Annotated in this window: 14 protein-coding genes and 1 pseudogene; 9 read left to right on the top strand and 6 right to left on the bottom strand. The window is 60.7% G+C overall.

Annotated elements, in window-relative coordinates:
• Position 1: 1 nt before the first annotated feature.
• Positions 2-364: a helix-turn-helix transcriptional regulator gene (locus tag HDG34_RS24230; protein ID WP_184062728.1), complete on the bottom strand. Its 363-nt coding sequence runs from the start codon at positions 362-364 to the stop codon at positions 2-4.
• Between the two features lie 6 nt (positions 365-370).
• Positions 371-643, bottom strand: coding sequence for a hypothetical protein (locus HDG34_RS24225; protein WP_184062726.1), 273 nt, complete (start codon positions 641-643; stop codon positions 371-373).
• Between the two features lie 1,154 nt (positions 644-1,797).
• Here HDG34_RS24225 and HDG34_RS24220 point away from each other — a divergent pair.
• The 7 genes from HDG34_RS24220 (at position 1,798) to HDG34_RS24190 (ending at position 12,856) form a co-directional block, all read left to right on the top strand.
• Entirely contained in the window at positions 1,798-2,169 is a 372-nt protein-coding gene (locus HDG34_RS24220) for a hypothetical protein (protein ID WP_184062723.1), read from the top strand.
• A 171-nt stretch (positions 2,170-2,340) separates the two neighbouring features.
• Positions 2,341-2,913 carry a recombinase family protein gene (locus HDG34_RS24215; RefSeq protein ID WP_184062721.1) on the top strand — a complete coding sequence of 191 codons (573 nt, stop codon included), beginning with the start codon at positions 2,341-2,343 and terminating at the stop codon, positions 2,911-2,913.
• Positions 2,914-2,956: 43 nt separating this feature from the next.
• The gene (gene hsdR / locus HDG34_RS24210; protein ID WP_184062719.1) at positions 2,957-6,334 is read left to right on the top strand and encodes a type I restriction-modification system endonuclease; all 3,378 of its coding nucleotides are present in this window, start codon (positions 2,957-2,959) and stop codon (positions 6,332-6,334) included.
• Positions 6,335-7,801, top strand: a complete 1,467-nt coding sequence (locus HDG34_RS24205; protein WP_184062717.1) for an N-6 DNA methylase — start codon at positions 6,335-6,337, stop codon at positions 7,799-7,801.
• Entirely contained in the window at positions 7,798-9,081 is a 1,284-nt protein-coding gene (locus HDG34_RS24200) for a restriction endonuclease subunit S (protein WP_184062715.1), read from the top strand. Before HDG34_RS24205 ends, HDG34_RS24200 begins: the two co-directional genes overlap by 4 nt.
• 4 nt (positions 9,082-9,085) lie before the next feature.
• The gene (locus HDG34_RS24195) at positions 9,086-10,003 is read left to right on the top strand and encodes a restriction endonuclease (protein ID WP_184062713.1); all 918 of its coding nucleotides are present in this window, start codon (positions 9,086-9,088) and stop codon (positions 10,001-10,003) included.
• A 291-nt stretch (positions 10,004-10,294) separates the two neighbouring features.
• Positions 10,295-12,856 (top strand): helicase-related protein, encoded by a 2,562-nt coding sequence (locus tag HDG34_RS24190; protein WP_221309234.1) that lies wholly within the window; start codon positions 10,295-10,297, stop codon positions 12,854-12,856.
• A 472-nt stretch (positions 12,857-13,328) separates the two neighbouring features.
• Here the strand turns inward: HDG34_RS24190 and HDG34_RS39870 are convergent.
• A pseudogene (locus HDG34_RS39870) lies at positions 13,329-13,748 on the bottom strand (methyl-accepting chemotaxis protein); the annotation flags it as partial.
• 302 nt (positions 13,749-14,050) lie between these two features.
• On the opposite strand from HDG34_RS39870, the gene HDG34_RS24180 reads away from it, so the two are divergent.
• Positions 14,051-14,974 (top strand): AraC family transcriptional regulator, encoded by a 924-nt coding sequence (locus HDG34_RS24180; RefSeq protein ID WP_260321302.1) that lies wholly within the window; start codon positions 14,051-14,053, stop codon positions 14,972-14,974.
• Positions 14,975-14,980: 6 nt separating this feature from the next.
• Here the strand turns inward: HDG34_RS24180 and antC are convergent, their stop codons facing one another.
• The 3 genes from antC to antA are packed head-to-tail and all read right to left on the bottom strand — an operon-like array spanning position 14,981 to position 17,901.
• Positions 14,981-16,009, bottom strand: a complete 1,029-nt coding sequence (gene antC / locus HDG34_RS24175; protein ID WP_184062708.1) for an anthranilate 1,2-dioxygenase electron transfer component AntC — start codon at positions 16,007-16,009, stop codon at positions 14,981-14,983.
• Between the two features lie 15 nt (positions 16,010-16,024).
• Positions 16,025-16,513 carry an anthranilate 1,2-dioxygenase small subunit gene (gene antB, locus HDG34_RS24170; RefSeq protein ID WP_184026235.1) on the bottom strand — a complete coding sequence of 163 codons (489 nt, stop codon included), beginning with the start codon at positions 16,511-16,513 and terminating at the stop codon, positions 16,025-16,027.
• Positions 16,510-17,901, bottom strand: a complete 1,392-nt coding sequence (gene antA, locus HDG34_RS24165; RefSeq protein WP_184062706.1) for an anthranilate 1,2-dioxygenase large subunit — start codon at positions 17,899-17,901, stop codon at positions 16,510-16,512. Before antA ends, antB begins: the two co-directional genes overlap by 4 nt.
• 333 nt (positions 17,902-18,234) lie before the next feature.
• Between antA and HDG34_RS24160 the strand changes: the two genes are divergently transcribed.
• Positions 18,235-19,767 carry a sensor domain-containing diguanylate cyclase gene (locus HDG34_RS24160; protein ID WP_184062704.1) on the top strand — a complete coding sequence of 511 codons (1,533 nt, stop codon included), beginning with the start codon at positions 18,235-18,237 and terminating at the stop codon, positions 19,765-19,767.
• Positions 19,768-19,780 lie beyond the last annotated feature (13 nt).

The following is a 19,780-nucleotide window of genomic DNA, read 5'->3' as shown; positions in this document are numbered from 1 at the left end:
GCTAGCCTCGCTTTTTGATTTTCGACTTGTCACGCAGGAAGGCGGCGAACTGTTCCAGTTCCTTAATGTCGTCGTCTTCAAGCCCGTTCGCCATACGCGCAAGGGCACGGAGTTTCACGTTGTCATCGGTCGCTGCGTTTTCTTCCTGCCCGCTATCGGTGAAGTGTTCCACCGGACGCTGGTACAGCGCAGCCAGTCGGGTCAGTTCGACGGCCTCGACGCGACGTTCACCTTTCTCGATCTGGACGATTGCCGTGCGCGTTACGCCCACCCCTTTCGCTGCCTCTTCCTGACTGATTCCAACGTACAGGCGAGCTTCACGCAGACGAGCGGCTATTAGCGCACGCATCTCGATATCGTTCATGGCCGCTCACCCAAGCGAGGCAACGTATCGGGTTAGTTCGGCCAGCAAACTGGACACAAAATCCTCGCGCCCGGTGTACCCACCGCGCCGGATCAACTTGAGTGGAAGCTCACCGACCCCGACTATGGGCTCAAGGGTGGCAAGCACGCCCGTCGCCGTGAGCGAGTCGAGATCGGGGCCCAGGTCGAACGGATCCTCGCCCACTAGTTCGACCGAACGGGTGGCGTCGTAGAACCGCTCCAGTTCCGCACGAACGGCATCTGCGTCAAAAGTCGTCATCGTGTTTCTCCGTCAACGTTGGTAGTTCGATTATAGGACAGAGTTGAAAAAAATGTTTGAATTTCGAACATATTGTGCTCTTTGCATCGGGACGGTCTGGAGTTGCACGGATCGTAGCGTCAACCGCTAACACGCAGAGTCAACATTCCGTGCAGAAGTGAGGCAGAGCCCAATTTCGACTTGACGCCTTAGGCCAGATAAGCGGACTTAAAGACGTGGGCTTTCGATACATCCCCTCCTCGTGCTCACCCAGACGGGCGTGCAACAAGTCGTCCGGTGGAGTTCGCCGCGACGCCGCGCAGCGTTGATCATGGCGGGATCGCTCCGGGCACAGGCGGCCTCCTCCTCCAGCCGCAGGCTGTCTGGATGGTTGAAGACGGCCTGCGCGTGAGCACGGCCGCGCTTGCGGGCTCGGTCACGTGTTCGGGGAAGGGGACCGTGCGCGGCTGCATCGCCTGCTCGCGGGTGGCAATCGCAATGGCCAGCAGCCGCGCCCGCAGTTGCTCGCTACTTTCATACGGCCGTGGGTTAAGACTTGCTGGAAATCAACAACCGGCCAGATTGATCATTCGCCATAGCGAAGACGCTGGCCGCATCAGACCACTCCGCGGTTTCCTTCCGCGAGGTTTATTCAACGCCTGCCCTCACGCGTTGTTTGAATCACGAGCTCGTGGTCGAGGGCAGGCACCGAACAAACCTAAACGAAAGTGTGAGTTCGCTGAAGAAGGAAGCCCACGTCGAACCCCGTGATGTCGCCACCGTCTGCACTCTGCCGCATTGCTGCCGTGAAACTCTGTCTGGCCGAGCGTCGGCAATGGCCGAAGACATGACGCGGGCTCTTGGTGATTGAATGACCGCTTGCGGAGTAGCCGTTCGAATGTCGATGCGGCACCAATCGTGAATGGCGGAAGCTGGCCGGACTGCGCCTGACGTCGGCCGGTTCCTATCGGTGATCGCGAGGCCGGTTTTGCTTTTTGTAGGTATATGAGGTGTTACGCAGTAGGAAAAAACTGTTATTCCCAAATCGGGCATGGGATGAATTACGATTAACACTCGCTGCGGCTGATGGGAGGATGGCTCAAAAATGGGAGAACGCGGCGTTCGCAACGCCAAGGCCGGGAGTTCGACCATCCTTCCTCTACCAGACACGGTTCATGACCATAAGCCCCGAACTGGCTGAAGAACTGCGGCGGATGGCCCTTATCAAGACCGACCAGCGGCGGCAGAAAGCCATCTTGCAGGAGCTGCGCGAGCTGCGGGCCACCCTGCGCCCGATTGATCGCGCGTGGTCCGATACGCGGCTCGCCCTGAAACAATACGAGTGGAACTACGCGCACGTGGTCCCGCAACTTCAGGAGCGGGAGGCCCAGCTGCTGGATCAAATGCGCCCGTTCCTCCGGCGGATTGACGCGTTGGAGAAGGAGGCCCGGCGGCTGGACCGCAAGATACGCAAAGCGCAGCAAGCTAGTGAGCGCACGCCGGCAGGTCCGGCCGGATCGAGCGCACGTACGCCTGCAAGCCCTTGAGCTTGTCTATTTCCTGTCGGTCGTTACCGGCAACCCGGAAACGCGGGTGTCGCGTGCTAGTCCAGAAAACGGTGGTTTTCTAGACACGTCTAAAATTCTCATGCCGGGCTATCGCAACCCTAATTACCCCGTTAATATTCTCGTCAATTTTTCAACGTCCCGGTTGTGTAAATGAATCAGCGGATCGGCTACGCGCGGGTCTCCACGGAGGACCAGCACTTAGACCTGCAGCGTGATGCGCTTCAGCAGGCTGGTTGCCGTGTCATCTATGAGGAGGCGGCGAGTGGCAAGAGCGCTGCGCGCCTTGAGCTGGAGCAATGCCGCAAAGCCCTGCGCCGCGGCGACACGCTGGTGGTGTGGCGCCTGGATCGGCTCGGGCGCAGCCTGGCCGATCTCGTGCAGATCGTCGCCGAGCTGGAACGCTCGGGAATTGGCTTCGAGAGCCTCACCGAGAAGATCGAAACGAACAGCGCTGCGGGCAAGCTGGTTTTCCACGTCTTCGCAGCTCTTGCGGAGTTCGAGCGCAGTCTGATCCGTGAGCGCACCCATGCTGGGCTTGCGGCTGCGCGTGCCAGAGGCCGCTCTGGCGGTCGCAAGCCCAAGCTGGGGGAGAAGCAGGTGCGCGAGATCAAGGCGCTGCTGCGTGACCCGGAAATTCAGGTTGCCGACGTGGCCCGACGCTACGGCGTTTCCCGTACCACGCTTTACAAGCACGTCGGCGTCGTTGCCCCGCGGCACCGATGACCTTAGTTGCGCATCGCCACTTGGTAATGGACGGGGGGAAGCAGTGGATTCGTCGAACTTCGGTTTCTTGGGACCGCACAATAAACAATTAGTGACGCTCGGCGGCCTTGCGGAGAGCTATTTCCCTAGCGATCCCTCTACAGCGATCGTCAAGCTACGCCAGTTTGCTGAATTGATGGCGAAGCTTGTCGCTGCCCATCACGCCGTTTATCGTGATGAGCGTGAAATATTCGAAGAAACTCTGCGGCGCCTGTCATATGATCGACTGATACCGAAGGAAGCCGCTGATATTTTTCATGCGTTACGGAAGGCCGGCAACAGCGCCGTGCACGAAGCAACGGGCGACCACTCTACCGCTCTTACGGCGCTCAAGTTCGCTTGGTCGCTCGGCATCTGGTTTCATCGGACCTATGGTCGCGCTGCGAACTTTCGGTCGGGTGCCTTTGTGCCGCCGCGCCAGCCCGTCGATGCGACGGTTGCGCTGCGTGAAGAGATTGAAAAGCTCAGGCAAAGAGTAGCGGAAACTGAGGGCGATGCGGCTCGCGCCCGCCTTGAAGCCGAGGAACAGGCTCACGCGCGTGAGGCGGTGGAAGAGAGATTGGCGCGCGAGGCTGAGGAGCGTGCCGCTTGGGAGAGGATCGCCCAAGACATTGATGCCGAGAAGGCAGAGGTCACAAGCCGGCTCGCCGCACTTCAAGCCGAGGCGGAAACCGCCCCTCGCGCTGAGGCTGCTCAATTGGTGGAACGGGGCGAAAAGGCTGCAGTAAAGATTGACCTCGACGAGGCGGAAACACGCGCGCTCATAGACCAGCAACTGCGCGACCGCGGATGGGAGGTCGATACCCGCGATCTTCGATACAGCAATGGCGTGCGCCCAGCCAAAGGCCGGAATCTCGCTATCGCTGAATGGCCAACCGCAAATGGTCCCGCTGATTACGCCCTGTTTGTCGGCGCCACCCTAGTCGGCGTCGTTGAGGCGAAGCGGCGGCGGAAGAATGTGTCCGCTGCGATCGACCAAGCTGAGCGCTATTCGACTGGTATCAACGACAGCGCCGATTTCATTTATGCCGGTGGCCCTTGGGGTCAGCACAAGGTGCCATTTGTGTTCAGCGCGAATGGCCGATCCTATCTCAAGCAGATTGAGACCGAGAGCGGCATCTGGTTCCGCGATACCCGCCGCGCCGCAAACCATCGCCGTGCATTGGTCGACTGGCCGACACCGGAAGGCCTAACCGGTCAGCTTGAAGTCGATCAGGATGCTGCCGACGCCGCCCTGCAAGCGCAGCCATTCGAGTTCGGATTTCCGCTCCGCCATTATCAGGAAAGCGCGATCCGCTCGGTAGAAGCAGCCTTGTCTGCTGAGCAACGGGCGGTCTTGGTCGCGATGGCAACCGGCACCGGAAAGACCAAGCTCGCCATCGCCATGTTGTACCGTTTGCTGTCAGCCAAGCGGTTCCGGCGCATTTGCTTCGTCGTCGATCGCAGCGCCCTTGGTGATCAGACTGAGGGGGAGTTTTCGACCACCAAGGTCGTTTCCGGCAAGACATTTGCGGAAATCTTCGGGCTCAAGGGGCTTGGCGACGTGACGCCCGATGTGGAAACCAAAGTCCACATCTGTACGATCCAAGGCCTGGTGAAGCGCGTGCTGTTCGCTGCCGATGGGGCATCGGTGCCACCCGTTGACCAATATGACCTGATGGTCATCGACGAATGCCATCGCGGCTATCTGCTCGATCGGGAAATGTCCGACGCCGAACTCAGCTTCCGGGGGCAGGACGATTACATCTCCAAATATCGGCGCGTGCTGGACTATTTCGATGCGGTAAAGATCGGCCTGACCGCCACGCCTGCGCTGCACACCACCGACATTTTCGGCGATCCGGTGTTCACCTATTCCTATCGCGAGGCAGTGGTCGATGGCTTCCTGATCGACCACGAGCCACCGATCCGCATCGAAACCGCGCTGGCGCGTGCCGGTATCAAGTTCGAGAAGGATGAGGAGCTTGAGCTGCTCAACACCCGGACCGGCGAAGTCGATCTGGCCCACGCGCCAGACGAAATCCGTTTCGAGATCGAGGCATTCAACCGCCAGGTCATTACGCCGGAGTTCAACCGCGTCGTAGCGGAGGAGCTGGCACAGCACATTGATCCGGCGCTACCCGGCAAAACGTTGATCTTCGCGGCTACCGATGCCCATGCAGACATGGTGGTCAGCGCCATCAAGACCGCCTTCGCTAAGCAATATGGCGAAATTGACGATGCCGCCGTGAAGAAAATCACAGGCAGCGTGGACAAGGTGAAGAACTGGATTCGCTCGTTCCGCAATGATGCCAATCCGCAAATCGTGGTGACGGTCGATCTGCTCACCACCGGCATCGACGTGCCGAAGATCACGAACCTCGTGTTTCTGCGCCGCGTGAATAGCCGCATCCTGTATGAACAGATGACCGGCCGTGCGACGCGCCAGTGTCCGGAAATAGGCAAAGAGGTTTTCCGGATTTTCGACGCCGTCGATCTCTATCCGCATCTCCAGAACATGACCGACATGAAGCCTGTCGTCGTCAACCCGTCGATCAGCTTCGCCCAGCTCGTCCGGGAAATGACGGAAGCCGAGAACGATGAGCAGCGGGAGGCCATTCGCGAACAGCTTGCTGTGAAGCTGCGCCGCCGGATCAAGAAGCTGACCGACGAGGCAAGGCAGCAGTTCGAGGCCGAAGCGGGTGAAACGCCGGAAGCTATGCTGCAACGGGTCGCTTCCAGCGATGCACCGGAGCTTGCCGCATGGCTGAAGGACCGCGCCGCGGTCGGCCCCATCCTCGATTGGCAGGCTGAAGGCGATAATGCCGGCTATGTCCCGATTTCTAGGCACGCGGATCAGGTCGTCGATGTGTCGCGCGGTTACGGGAGTGCCGCGAAGCCAGAGGATTTTCTGGATAGTTTTGCCGCTTTCGTGCGCGACAATATCAACACGATCGCCGCGCTGAAACTCGTCGTGCAGCGCCCTCGTGATCTGACCCGCGCCGATCTGACGGAATTGCGCCTTGCCCTCGACTCCAAGGGCTTTTCGGACGCCAATCTGCGCCGTGCCTGGGCCGATGCGCGCAATGAGGAAATCGCCGCCTCGGTCATCGGCTTCGTCCGTCAGGCCGCGCTGGGCGATGCGCTGATTCCCTATGAAGACCGCGTGCGGGACGCGATGCGTGCGATCATGGCGAGCCGCGCATGGACAGATCCACAGAAACGCTGGCTCAAGCGGATCGGCGAACAGATTGAAAAAGAAATCGTGGTGGACCGCGCCGCCATCGACAAAGAGCCGTTCATCGCCGATGGCGGCTTCAATCGCCTTAACAAGGTGTTCGGCGGGGAGCTGGAAAGCATCCTCGCCGGGATTAATGAACAATTGTGGAAGAAGACCGCGTAAATGAGCACCACCACTGATATCGTCGCCAAGCTCTGGGGCCTGTGCAACGTCCTGCGCGACGATGGCGTCACCTATAACGAATATGTGACGGAGCTGACCTATCTGCTGTTCCTCAAGATGCTGGAGGAAACCGGCAAGGAGAAGCGTTTGCCGGAAGGGTGGCGCTGGGGCCTGCTCGCCCAGCGCGAGGGCATGGAACAGCTCGATTATTACAAGGCGATGCTGCTCGAACTCGGCAAGGCGAAGGACAAGCTGGTCAGCGCGATTTTCATCGACGCCCAGACCCGCCTGCGCAAGCCGACCAACCTCAAGGCGCTGACCTCCAACATCGATCAGCTCGACTGGTTTTCCGCCCGTGAGGAGGGGCTGGGCAACCTTTATGAAGGCCTGTTGGAAAAGAACGCGGCCGACAAGAAATCCGGCGCCGGGCAATATTTCACGCCCCGTCCGCTGATCGACTGCATCGTCCGCCTCATGCAGCCGCAGCCGGGGGAAGTGATCCAGGACCCGGCAGGGGGAACGGCGGGCTTCCTCGTCGCCGCCGATCGCTACATCAAGGACCATACCGACGACCTGTACAGGCTGACCGAGCAACAGGCCTTCTTCCAGCGGCACAACGCTTTTTCCGGCGCGGAACTGGTGCCCGATACCCATCGCCTGAGCATGATGAACCTACTGCTGCACGGTATCGAAGGCGGGATGGAGAATATCGACACGTTGTCACCCGATGGCGAGGCGCTGCCCAAGGCCAATCTGATCCTAACCAATCCACCCTTCGGCACCAAGAAGGGGGGCGGTCGTCCGACCCGATCCGACTTCTCGATCACGGCTGATACGTCGAATAAGCAGCTTGCCTTCGTCGAACATATCGTGCGCGCATTGGCCCCGGGCGGGCGCGCCGCCGTGGTCATCCCCGACAATGTGCTGTTCGAGGATAACACCGGCCGCCGCCTGCGCACTTGGCTGATGGACCTGTGCGACCTGCACACCGTCCTGCGCCTGCCGACCGGCATTTTCTATGCGCAGGGCGTCAAGACCAACGTGCTGTTCTTCCGACGGGGCAAGAGCGACAAAGGCAATACCAAGGCCGTCTGGGTCTATGACATGCGGGCGAACATGCCGGCCTATGGCAAGACCCGCCCGCTGACCATCGCCGACTTCGCGGATTTCGAGGCGGCCTATGGCGCTGATGCCAATGGCAAAGCCGAGCGGCAGGATCAGGGCGAAGACAGCCGCTGGCGCAAGTTCGACCGTGCCGCCATTACCCACCGCAACGACAATCTCGACATAAGCTGGCTTCGCGATACCGAAGCCGAAGCGGAAGAAGCGCTGACGGAGCCGGAAGACATTGCCGCCGCTATCATTGGCCATTTGAAAGCGGCGCTGGAGGAGATCGAAACGCTGTCGGAGGAGTTGGAGCCGGATAGCGTTGAGGAAGCCGCTGCCATTGCGGAGGCAGCCGAATGAGTAATTTGCCGGAAGGGTGGGCGGGTGCCCGCCTTCGTGACGTTTGTGAACTCATAAACGGTCGCGCGTATAAGCAAGATGAACTGCTTGATAAGGGAAGGTATCCTGTTCTCCGCGTTGGAAACTTCTTTTCCAATAGACACTGGTATTATTCCGATCTAGACCTCGATCGCGACAAATATTGTGACAGTGGCGACCTGCTGTATGCGTGGTCTGCCTCGTTCGGTCCTCGGATATGGGATGGCGGGAAAGTTATCTTTCACTACCATATCTGGAAAACGCGGCCAGTTGATGCGCTTATCGAAAAACGTTTTCTTTACCACTGGTTCGAATGGGATAAAGAGAATATCAAATCCGATCACGGCACTGGATCGACGATGATCCACGTGACTAAAGGTGATATGGAAGCGCGTAGATTTGCCCTTCCGCCATTACCCGAACAGCGGCGGATCGTGGCGAAGATCGACAGCCTCATCGGCAAAACCAAACGCGCTCGCGACCATCTCGAGCACATCCCCCGCCTCGTCGAGAAATACAAACAGGCCATCCTCGCCGCCGCCTTCCGGGGTGACGCGGAGTTGGCCCGCGTCGGCGACGTCATCACTGACATTCGCTACGGCACGGCCAAGAAATGTAATTACGATGGCGGTGCTGTTCCTGTCCTCCGCATTCCCAACGTGCAGGGCGGTCGCATCGATCTCGGAGATATGAAATCAGCCGATTTTGACGCGAAAGAGCTTTTGAAGCTGGAGCTGCAAACCGGCGATATATTGGTGATACGCTCTAACGGCAGCCTAGACCTCGTAGGACGTTCCGCTGTTGTTGATCATCGTGCAGCAGGAATGCTTTTTGCCGGCTATCTCATTCGATTGCGCCTTGATCCCACCCGGTGCCTGCCGGAATACCTGCATTGGTTCCTGCAATCCTCTGTCGCACGCAATACCATAACGAATGCAGCAAAATCGACCAGCGGCGTTAACAACGTCAACGCGCAAGAGCTTCAAACCCTTGAGCTGCCCTTGCCGAGTATCGCTGCGCAAAAGGAGCGGATCGCAAGTATAGAATCCGCTTTCACATGGATTGACCGCCTGACTGCTGACGCCACTAGCGCCCGCAAGCTAATCGATCGCCTCGACCAATCGTTGTTGGCTAAGGCCTTTAGGGGCGAACTGGTTCCGCAAGACCCTACCGACGAACCCGCCAGCGCTTTGCTCGAACGCATCCGGGCAGAACGCGCTGCCGCGCCGAAACCCAAGCGCGGCCGCAAGAAGGCCGCCTGATTCCATGGCCATTCCCGATTACCAGACATTGATGCTGCCGGTGCTGCGCCTCGCTGCCACTGGTGAACAGCGCGTGGCCGATGCCGCCGAACGCATTGCCGATGATCTTGGCCTCAGTCCAGTTGAACGCGAAGAAATGCTACCCAGTCGGCGGCAACGCCTACTCCACAACCGCATCCATTGGGCAAAGTTCTATATGTCCAAGGCGGGCCTTGTCACCTCGCCGAAGCGGGGGCGATTCATCGCGACTGATGCGGGGCGGGCGCTGCTGGCATCCAATCCCGCGCGGATCGGCGTGCACGAGCTGAAGGACTATGAGGGCTTCCGCGAATTTTATAGCGGGCAGAAATCGGCCGACGACGATGCCCCGCTTGCTGTCAGCGTCCCGTCAGTCGAAACCGGGACGCCTGAGGAGCAGATTGAGGCGGCCCATCAGGCCGTGGAATCAGCCCTTCGCGCGGAACTGCTGGAACGCATCGTCCAGAACAGCCCGGCGTTTTTTGAGCAACTGATCGTCGATCTGTTGATCGCCATGGACTATGGCGGATCGCACAAAAATGCCGCCACCCAGCTCGGCCGTTCTGGCGATGGCGGCGTGGACGGCGTCATCAACGAGGACAGGCTGGGGCTGGACCGGGTCTATGTGCAGGCCAAACGCTATGCCGACACGACAGTTGGCCGCCCCGATGTGCAGGCCTTCGTCGGCAGCCTTGTCGGCCGCGGCGCCACCAAGGGCGTGTTCGTCACCACATCCACCTTCAGTAGCCAGGCGCGCGACTATGTCAAACATCTCGCTCAGCGCGTGATCCTGATCGACGGGGACCGGCTGACCGACCTGATGATCGAATATGGCGTTGGCGTCCGCGTCAGCCGTAGGATCGAGTTCAAGCGGCTAGACGAGGATTTTTTCGCGGAAGAATAGCCCGGCAGTACGCACTCGAAACACCTTCGCAGAGCGAGACCCAATGAGGGATGACGCCGTGCAAGCTGCTGTTGCAGTTACGATAGTTTCTTTGCTAGATCCTCGGCTCGCGGATGGTAGTAACGCATCAACATGCGTGGGTCTTTGTGGCCGGTGTTGCGGCTTAGCGCGCGCGGGTCGTGGGATTGGGCTGTCGCGGACGCAGAAACGAAGCTCATAGCTTCACCACCGCGTCTGCGGCAACGGTTTCGTGAAGCGTTGGCGGCTGAGTTCGGCGAACCGGTGCGCGCGATGCTCGATCTGGCGGTGCTCGGTGACGCGGAGCGGAACGTCAAGCCTCTCAAGCCCACAATCTTCGTCGGGCGTCTCCGACGTGCCTTGGCACTGGCGACGCTGCGCCAAGAACCACCTGATCTCGTCATTCTCGACGAGTTTCAGCGTTACCGACAGCTTCTGGATGAGAGAGACGCTGATCCGCTTCTAAGGGCTCTTCTGGAACCTCAGGGCTCGGCCACGCCGCCGGCGATTCTACTGCTTAGTGCAACACCCTATCCGCACCTTACAACACGATGGGAGGAGGCACGCGGCGCCCTCGCTCATACGGAGCTTCTGAAGTTGATCGAGTTTCTTGCCGGTTCCGATGTGCGTGATCGTGCGAAGACGCTCTTTTCAAATTTCGGCGATAAGCTGCGTGACATCGCCGCGCATACTGATGCGAATCATCCAGAGCTGAAGGATGAGGTGGCCGAAGCTGGGCGGCTCAGAGATGAGCTGCGCATCCTGTTGACGCCGGTGATGTCGCGAACCGAGCGAGACAGCGTAGCATCGGCAGACCCACTTGCCGGAACCAAATTTCTTTATGCGGATCCGTTGCCTGAGGACTTTCAGGTGTACCGGCACCTGGCAGACAGTTTCACTGAGCAGCTGCGCTATGAGGCGTTGCCGTATTGGTCGTCAGTTCCGTTGCCAGCTCAATCTCTTGGTCCTCGATATGCGGCCTGGAAACGCGCCAAGATCAAGGCTGCGCCGAAGCTCACACGGATGACACGGGGACGTCGTGACAAGCTCAACGCGCCAACGGCTTGGCCAGATGCAAAGCTTCGGGCGCTAAGCAGCGTGGCTCCGCCGAAGCTGTTGTCGCTTCCGTGGGTTGCTCCATCGCTTCCCTGGTGGCCGTTAAGCGGAGGTTGGAAGAACGCAGCGACCGACCCCAAGTTGCTAATGTTCAGTCGTTTCCGTGCAACGCCGCCGAGCGTCGCCGCGCTTCTAAGTTTTGGCGTCGAGGCCCACTGTCTTCCCAGACAGCGCGGCGGCTATGAAAAAGCCTATGCGCGCCGACGCTTCAAACTGGTGGCCATACCCGGACCTGTGATGGCGGCGTTCCATCCTTCGCCTTGGCTAATCCGTAACACAGACCCACTCGCAAAAGGCGGGGCGACGCTCAGCGCCGTTCGCAAAGAGGTCCGGCGGCAGATCCTCGCCGCTCTACCTAAAGGCATTGTTGAACGGAAGACCGTGAAGGCCCGGCGACGGCACAGATCAATTGCACGGATCTTAGCGTCAATTGAATGCATTGCTGGTGTCGCGGACAAGTCCGCAGAAGGCTGGAGCAGCGCGATCGGCGATGATCGTGCCGCGCAGTCCGCGGTCCGAAAATGGCGGCAGGCACAGCCGATAGACGGGCTCTCTCCTGTCGAGCTTTCGGACCTCGTGGACTATGCGATTGGGGCACCAGGCGTTGCACTCGGGCGGGCTCTGCTGCGGCATGACCCGACGATTCTTGACGCAGCGCGCTACCTTGAACTGATTCAACTAAGTTGGCAGGGGTTGCGCGCCTATCTCGACAATCCGGTGTTTCTGTCGTCGCTGCCTGGGAAGAATGCGGTCGAGCAAGTCATGAGTGCCGTCGTCGATGGTGGCTTCGAAAGCGTTCTCGACGAGCATTTCTGGCTTCGCGCGCAGACTCTTCAAGGGGGCGTGGCGGAGCTCGCCAAGGATCTGCAATCGTCGCTCGGTCTACGCGCGGGCAGCTTCAGTTTTCATGGAATCGGCGGGGCGCCACACAAAATCCCTGTACGTTGCCATGCCGCTGTGCCGTTCGGCGACGCTCAGACCGAGCCGGTGGTCAAAATGGAAGGGGGTGTTGCCCATGTCACTCAGGCTCGTCCCGATGAAGTTCGCCAGAGCTTCAACACGCCCTTCTGGCCGCACGTCCTGGCGACGACGTCCGTTGGGCAAGAAGGCCTCGATTTTCACCCTTGGTGCTCGCACGTGGTTCATTGGGATCTTTCGTCCAATCCGCTTGATCTCGAGCAGCGCGAAGGTCGAGTTCAGCGTTATGCGGGGCTGGCCGTCAGGCGGCGGCTTTCGACGGTGTTGCAGCACGAGGTGTGGAACGATCCGGAAATAGCCAACAGCTCCCCTTGGCACTGCGTACAGAGGCATGCGGAACGTTCGGTTGATGCAAGCGGCCTTCGCCCTTGGCGGGTGCTGGACGGCGCCGAAATCCGCCGCCATGTTTTCGAGCGCCCTTTCGGGAGAGATGTTGCACGTTTCGCCCAACTTCGAGAGCAGCGCATGATCTATCGCTTGGCTCTCGGGCAGCCAAATCAGGAGGACTTTATCGACGTGTTGTCCCGCGGTGGCGAGGCGACTCGCAAAATATTGCAACCCCTCGTACTTGACCTTTCCGCGATGGGGCTGCGGCAAATGACGAGCGTCGCCCATTTAACGCGGGCGAACAGTCATGGGTCTGTTGTGGCTGTTCCCTTAGAGGCGGAGGAAGATGCGTTCGCCGTGGGGCCGGCGTCCGTGCGGATAGATGGCAGTAGGCGAACATCTGGACTAGGCTAAACTCAGCGGGACTCGAGACGTTCTTTGCCGAGCATGGCCATCAGCATCACGCCTTGGGGGATCCATGCGCAAATCTGGCACCTGCTTCCAATCAGAAACACGCATTGGAGCCGGGCAGAATTGACGGTAATAGGTCCAGTGGCAGTGCGCATTGGGTGTCTTGTTGCAGTCTCTGCGGTCCGACTTTGAGGCCGATTTGCAGCCGAATCGGCTTTGGGGCAAATTCCGGGGCACGCTGAAAAGCCATGACGGAAAAGTCAGCGTATCTGATTTGCGTTTTTAGACGTTTTTGTAGCCCTCCTCCCACCAGATTCTTCAAACAAAAACCGGCCTCCCGCCAATTTTTGTTTTCTACATCGACAAACGCATATCGTCATTACCCTCGATGAACGAGTTGACCGCATGCCGTGCCTTCGGGAACAGCAGGCGCGACGCGCAGGCGAAAAAGCGCCGCTCAGAACCTATCCCACCTCTCCGCGATCAAGTCGGTCGCGCGTGCGACGGCGTGCATGAGCTCGTTCATCGTCCTCCCCGCTTCGCCAGCGAGCGCCGAGCCGTCGCGGATCCGGTCGACCGACGTCGCGATCGGGTCCTTGATCTCCTGGCGGCGCTCGACGAGCGTTGCGCGAGGCTGCGTACCTCGCTTGCGACCACCGCGAAGCTGCGTCCCTGCTCGCGGGCGCGCGCCGTTTCGACGACCGCGTTCAGCGCGAGAATGTTGGTCTGAAACGCAACGCCTCGATGATCGCCGTGATCTCCGCGATCTTCGTCGCGCTGTCGATGATGTGCCGCGTCGTGTTGACGACCCAGGGCCGGCCACCGCGCTGCCCTTCTGCGCAACAGACAACGCAATGACCGAAAAATTAGAAGCTTGCACGGTTTTGCGCGTATTTAAAATGCTTGATGAATGCATCGCTTTTCGTTTGAATTTCGGTCTCTTTTCCATTTGTCAGCAATTCTCCGTGCAGCACAGCGGTGCTTTACCCGACGACAATGTTTCATTCGTCCACCCGGAGCGACCACGGTTGAGGTAGGCTTAGTCAATCCCCTTATGTCCCCCGTTCTGCGCCCAGATGGACTGCCTCCCCTCGGGGCACGCACCTCAATAGCTCGTCTCCACGTATGTCAACTCCGGACCCCAACAACCGCGACCTCCGCGCCGCCTTAAGCGACCTAGACGGCGCCCGCAACTGGATGGCGTCCATCTGCGGCCCCCACGGCCTCCAGGTCAGTCATCCAGAGCGCTTGCGCTTCCACCAGTCCGGCACCGTACTTCGTTCGATGGCGACGACGATAGGCTACGTTGAATACGGCACCGACGTGACGGTCGCGGTGAGCGAGAGCAGTCCGCTGAACTGCTACAGCGTGAGCCTGCCGATGGTCGGTCAACAGGAGCTCGCAGCACACGGCAAGAGGTGGTTGTCGGATCAGGATTGCGGTCTGATCGTCAGTCCGCAGGAATCGCAGGATCTCGCGATCACCGGCAATTGCCGCAAGCTGCACGTCGCGATTCCGCGCTCCGCGCTCCAACAGGTACTGCAGACGATGCTGCAACGCCCCGTCGAAGCGCCGCTCGTGTTCCAGCCTGACATGGACGCAGCCGCCGGCGACCAGGCATCGTGGTGGCGCATGGTCAAGTTCCTGGCCGGCGAGATGGAGCGCTCGGGACCATCGCTGGGGCAGCTTTACATGTCCAGCGAGTTCGAACTGACGTTGCTGAAGGGGCTGCTGCTGTCACAGCCGCATAACTATTCGGAACAGCTGGCCAACGCGACCGCGCCGACGCCACCGCATTATCTGACCCGCGCGCGTCAGTTCATCCACGACAACGCGCGCGAGCCGATCACGCTCGAAGACATCGAGCGCGCTTCGGGTGTGTCGCGCTTCAAGCTGTTCGACGGCTTCCGTCAATATTTTGGCTGCGCGCCGATCGCGTATCTGAAACGCTACCGGCTCGAATCGGCGCGGCGCGATATTCTCGACGACCGCTCGGTGCGCAATATCTCGTCGGTGGCGTTGGGCTGGGGGATGTCCCATCTCGGCCGTTTCTCGACCGAATACAAGGCGTTGTTCGGCGAGTCGCCATCCGAGACGCTGAAGCGCGCGGCGCGGCGTTAGAACGTCCTATCGCGCGTTGCTTTCGCCGAACTTCTCGTAAAACAGCCGGTAATCCTGAATACCCTGTTCGGTGAGCCAGGTCTTGATCGCTTCGACCATCGGCGGCGGTCCGCACACGTACATGTCGAAGCCATTCGATTCGAGAAACGAGCGGTCGAAATGCTCGGGAATCAGCCCGGTCTTGCCCGACCATTCCGGCGCCGGATTCATCACGACCGTCTCGACCGCGAATCCTTCGATGCTCGCCTTGTAGCCGTTGATGCGCCCGGTCTCGCACAGATCGGCTGCATTCGTGACGCCGTAGTACAGATGCACCGGATGCGCGACTTTGCGTTTCGCCGAGATGTCGTCGAGCATGCCGAGGAAGGCAGAGAGTCCCGTGCCGCCCGCCACCATCACGAGCGGACGCTCGACCTGGCGCAGATAGAACGCGCCGAGCGGCGCCTCGAACTCGACCGTATCACCGGCCTTGCAACGTTCGCGCAGATAGTTGCTCATCATGCCGTCGGGCAGCAGACGGATCAGGAATTGCAACTCGTTGCGCGCGTTCGGATGATTCGCGAACGAGTACGAACGCCATTCTTCGGTGCCGGGCACCTTCACGCGCGCATACTGGCCCGGCAGAAAATCGAGCTGACGCTCATGCGCGCTCGCATCGACTCGCAGAATCGCGGTCGTCGCCGACACCAGCTCGACGCCGACCACGCTCGCGGACACGGTGCTCGTGCCGGCGCCTTCGCACAGCGTCGAGTCGAAGTCGAAATAGAACGACGCATCCGACTTCACGCGCGTCTGGCACGAGAGGATCTTGCGCTGCGCGAGGTCCTCTTCGCTGAGCGTTTCCTCGTCGACGTAATCGAGCGTGTAGTCGCCCGATTCGCAGCGCCCCTGACAGGTGCCGCACACGCCTTCGCGGCAGTCGAGCGGAATGTTCACGCCGTTCTTCAGCGCCGCGTCGAGCAGCAACTCGTTCGGGCTCACATCGAAGAACGCGGTTTTGCCGTCGGCAAAGCTCAACGCGACCTTATGTTTCATCGTCGTGCTCCCGGCTTACAGATGGTAGAAATCCAGCACCGCGTTGATGTGGTCGTTCAGCAGCAGCACGTGCTTGCGCTTGATCTTCCAGCTATCGCCCGACGCTTGCAGGTCGTACACCGCGCGGCCGTAGAAGTAGTCGGTCGAGCCGTGACGCGTGTACAGCGTCGACCAGTTCACGTTCGCTTCGACGCTCGAATCTTCGCGCTCGCTCAGTCGCACGTTACTGATCTGATGCATCGTGCGCGGCAGCGGTGTCGACGCGGCCGACTTGCCGGTGCGCAGCCGGAACACGCGGTCTTCGAGACCGGCGCGATCCGAGTAGTAAATCAGCGACATGCCCTGCTTCGGATCGGTCGTGTACACGTGCTCGGAATCCCACTGCGGCACATGAAACACGCTCTGCGGATCGAATAGATCGAGGTATTCGTCCCATTGCTGCTTGTCGCACAGATCGGCCTTCAGATACAGAAACTGCTCGACGGAGTGTTGGAGTTGGCTCATGCCTGCTCTCCCTGCGATTCGATGGATTTGTCGAGACCCTTGAGGATCGTGTCGCGCCAGGTGCCGTGCTGGTTCACGTAAAGCCCTTCGTGGGTCAGCTCGGTGCCGGTCAGATTCGGCTCGATGCCGAGCAGCGTGGTGTTCGCGGTCGCGCCGCTGGCCCACTTGTGATGCCCGCGCGAGATGTCGCTCCAGCGTTCGAGGCGCGCCTGGAAGCCGCGCTGCTGCTCGCGGAACTCGACGAGATCGTCGGGCGTGCCCATGCCGGACACGTTGAAGAAGTCTTCGAACTGACGGATGCGGTTCTCGCGATCCTTCGCCGATTCGCCCTTCACGCCGATGCACTGGCTGATGACCTCGGTCTTGTTCCACGCGAGCGGCCGCACGATGCGCAGCTGCGAGCTGATCTGGTCCATGAAGAACAGGCTCGGGTAGACATTCAGATTGCGCAGCCGGTGCATCATCCATTCGGCCTTGTCCTCGCCATAGGCTTCGACGAGCCGCGGCATCACGCTCTCGTAGCCGGGACGCACTTGCGGATTCGGCATGTCGCTGAACAGCACGCTGTGGCCATTCCTGAACGCGAACCAGCCGTCGTCGGTTTCGCTGTCGCCGGCGCCGAGCTTGCTGTAGTCGAGCGTGCCGCCGGGGTTATCCCCTTTCTTCGCATTCGCCTCGATGCGGTGCTGCACGGTCGCCACGTAGTTGTAGTGCACGGTGCTCACGTGATAGCCGTCGAGACCGTTCTCGTTCTGCAGCTTCCAGTTGCCGTCGAACGTGTAGGTCGACTTGCCGGGCAGCACTTCGAGCTCGCCGGTCGGCGACTGCGCGACCATCATGTCGAAGAAGATGCGCGCGTCGCCGAGATAGTCTTCGAGCGTGTCGATGCCGTCGACGTCGAGGCTCACGAACACGAAGCCCTTGTAGCTCGCGATGCGCGCTTTCTTCAGGCCGCGCACCGACTTGTCGAAGTCGTCGCAGTATTCGCCCGGCGCCTTCACCTTCACGAGCCGGCCGTCGTTCTTGTAGCACCATGCATGGAACGGGCACGTGAAGGTCGACTGGTTGCCCTTGGTCATACGCGTGAGCGTCGCACCGCGGTGCTGGCACGCGTTGATCATCGCGTTCAGGTTGCCGGCGCCGTCGCGCGAGATGATCAGCGGCTGGCGGCCCGCGCGCATCGTCAGGAAATCGTCCTTGTTGGGGATCTCGCTTTCGTGGCACGCATAGATCCAGGCCTTCTCGAAGATGTGCTCCATCTCGAGCGAGAACAGCTCGGGCTCCGTGAACATTTCGCGGGCAATCCGGTACACGCCTTCCGCGGGGCGGAAGTCCAGACAGCCGCTGACGAATTCGCGCCATTCCGAGGCGCTGCGCTTCTCGCTCATGATGTCTCTCTCTCCTTGTGTCCAATCGTTTGAACGTGACAGGCTCGATTGAATACCCAAGTGGCGAGGCCAACTATCCAGCCAATTCGCATTTGCTATCCGAATAATTGGACCGCGCCTGGATAATCTGGCGATCGGACGCAACCCCCGCCGGACGGGACTTCTGGCGTGCCGTTCCGGTGCATGCGGGCAAACACCCGGCTACGCAAACGTTTGCCTGCGCGCCATGTCTGCTACGCTCACGTTTTCGTAGGTCGCGTTTTTGACGGTGATTGCCGAGACGCGGCCGCTTCTTCACGCGCGACGTTCAGCGCATGTCAGAACCAAAAACGCATGGTGACGCGCCGACCGAACAACGTGATTGCGATCAGTGTCTTACTGGCTGGCGCGATCCTCGCGATCGCCGTGTCGCTGCTCGCACAGATGCGCGACGATGCGTTGCGGCGCGCGCAGGACTCCATCGCCAACATATCCCTGCTGGTCCAGCGCGATGTTTCGCGCAATCTCGAGATCTACGACCTGTCGCTGCGCGCGGTGATCGACGGACTGAAGCAGCCGGGCGTGCTCGATCTGCCGCCGGAGATCCGCCAGATGGTGCTGTTCGACGGCTCGATCAGCGCAAAGGACATGGGCTCGGTATTCGTGCTCGACGAGAACGGCAACGTGCGCTTCGATTCGCGCGCGTGGCCGCCGCGCGCAAGTAACCATGCGGACCGCGACTACTTCAAGACGCAGCGCGCTTCACCCGACGTCGGCCTGTACATCAGCCATCCGTTCAGCCTGAGCGGCACCGACGACGACCTGCGCATCGCGCTGAGCCGGCGCATCTCGAGGCCGGACGGCAGCTTCAGCGGCGTGGTGGTCGGCACGCTGCGCCTCACGTATTTCCATCGGCTGTTCGACGGCATGAAGCTCGGGCCGAGCGGCTCGATGGCATTGATGCTCAGCGACGGCACGATGTTGATGCGCCGTCCTTACGATTCGAAAACGATCGGCATCAACCTGACCGGCACGGCCAACTTCTCGCGCTTCATCAAGCGGCCGAGCGGCGACTTCTTCGGCACGGCGGCGATCGATCGCGTCGAGCGCTGGTATGCGTTCCGCCATATCGACGGCTTTCCGCTGATCCTCGACGTCGCGCTCTCGACGCGCGACATCTACGTCGAGTGGCGGCGGCGCGCATGGATCATCGGCACGCTGATCGGCGCGCTCGACGTGACGATCATCGCGCTCGCGATCCTGTTCTCACGCCAGTTGCGTCTGCGCCGCGCGGCCGAGGAAGAGTTGCGCGAACTGGCGCGCACGGACGGGCTGACCGGCCTGAACAACCGCCGCGCCTTCGAGCAGCACGCGAACGACGAATGGCGACGCGCGCAGCGCACCGGCCGGCCGCTGTCGCTGCTACTGATCGATGTCGACAACTTCAAGGGCTTCAACGACCTTTACGGCCATTCGGCCGGCGACGAAGCGCTGATCGGCGTCGCGCGCTGTATCGCGCAGAACGCACGACGTCCGGGCGATACGGCCGCGCGCTTCGGCGGCGAGGAGTTCGCGGTGCTGCTGCCGGACACCGATGCGACGGGCGCAGAGCGGATCGCCGAGCAGATCCGCGCGGCGGTGCAGGCGCTGCAATGCCGCCATGTGGCCAGCACGCATCACGTGCTGACGGTGAGCGCAGGCGTTGCGACCGCGCAGGGCGCGGCGCTCGCGACGAGCCGCGCGCTCGTCGACGCCGCCGACGAAGCGCTGTATCGCGCGAAGGATGCCGGCCGCAATCGGGTGATGCCGTACGGCGCGCCGACGGACCACTCCTCGCGGGACGGCGCCGCGGTGACGCCGGACCCCGACCCGCGCCGCGCGAATTGACGCGCTTCCAGGG

Source organism: Paraburkholderia sp. HC6.4b (assembly GCF_014200875.1).
In the GTDB taxonomy this organism is placed as follows: Bacteria; Pseudomonadota; Gammaproteobacteria; order Burkholderiales; family Burkholderiaceae; genus Paraburkholderia; species Paraburkholderia tuberum.
Note: the sequence above shows the minus strand (reverse complement) of the source record. Positions and strands in the feature narration are given on the sequence as shown.

Excerpts from the sequence above, each read along its gene's own strand:
- HDG34_RS24230 (WP_184062728.1), bottom strand. The coding sequence starts at position 364 with ATGAACGATATCGAGATGCGTGCGCTAATAGCCGCTCGTCTGCGTGAA.
- HDG34_RS24225 (WP_184062726.1), bottom strand. The coding sequence starts at position 643 with ATGACGACTTTTGACGCAGATGCCGTTCGTGCGGAACTGGAGCGGTTC.
- HDG34_RS24220 (WP_184062723.1), top strand. The coding sequence starts at position 1,798 with ATGACCATAAGCCCCGAACTGGCTGAAGAACTGCGGCGGATGGCCCTT.
- HDG34_RS24215 (WP_184062721.1), top strand. The coding sequence starts at position 2,341 with ATGAATCAGCGGATCGGCTACGCGCGGGTCTCCACGGAGGACCAGCAC.
- HDG34_RS24205 (WP_184062717.1), top strand. The coding sequence starts at position 6,335 with ATGAGCACCACCACTGATATCGTCGCCAAGCTCTGGGGCCTGTGCAAC.
- HDG34_RS24200 (WP_184062715.1), top strand. The coding sequence starts at position 7,798 with ATGAGTAATTTGCCGGAAGGGTGGGCGGGTGCCCGCCTTCGTGACGTT.
- HDG34_RS24195 (WP_184062713.1), top strand. The coding sequence starts at position 9,086 with ATGGCCATTCCCGATTACCAGACATTGATGCTGCCGGTGCTGCGCCTC.
- HDG34_RS24190 (WP_221309234.1), top strand. The coding sequence starts at position 10,295 with ATGCTCGATCTGGCGGTGCTCGGTGACGCGGAGCGGAACGTCAAGCCT.
- HDG34_RS24180 (WP_260321302.1), top strand. The coding sequence starts at position 14,051 with ATGGCGTCCATCTGCGGCCCCCACGGCCTCCAGGTCAGTCATCCAGAG.
- antC (WP_184062708.1), bottom strand. The coding sequence starts at position 16,009 with ATGAAACATAAGGTCGCGTTGAGCTTTGCCGACGGCAAAACCGCGTTC.
- antB (WP_184026235.1), bottom strand. The coding sequence starts at position 16,513 with ATGAGCCAACTCCAACACTCCGTCGAGCAGTTTCTGTATCTGAAGGCC.
- antA (WP_184062706.1), bottom strand. The coding sequence starts at position 17,901 with ATGAGCGAGAAGCGCAGCGCCTCGGAATGGCGCGAATTCGTCAGCGGC.
- HDG34_RS24160 (WP_184062704.1), top strand. The coding sequence starts at position 18,235 with ATGGTGACGCGCCGACCGAACAACGTGATTGCGATCAGTGTCTTACTG.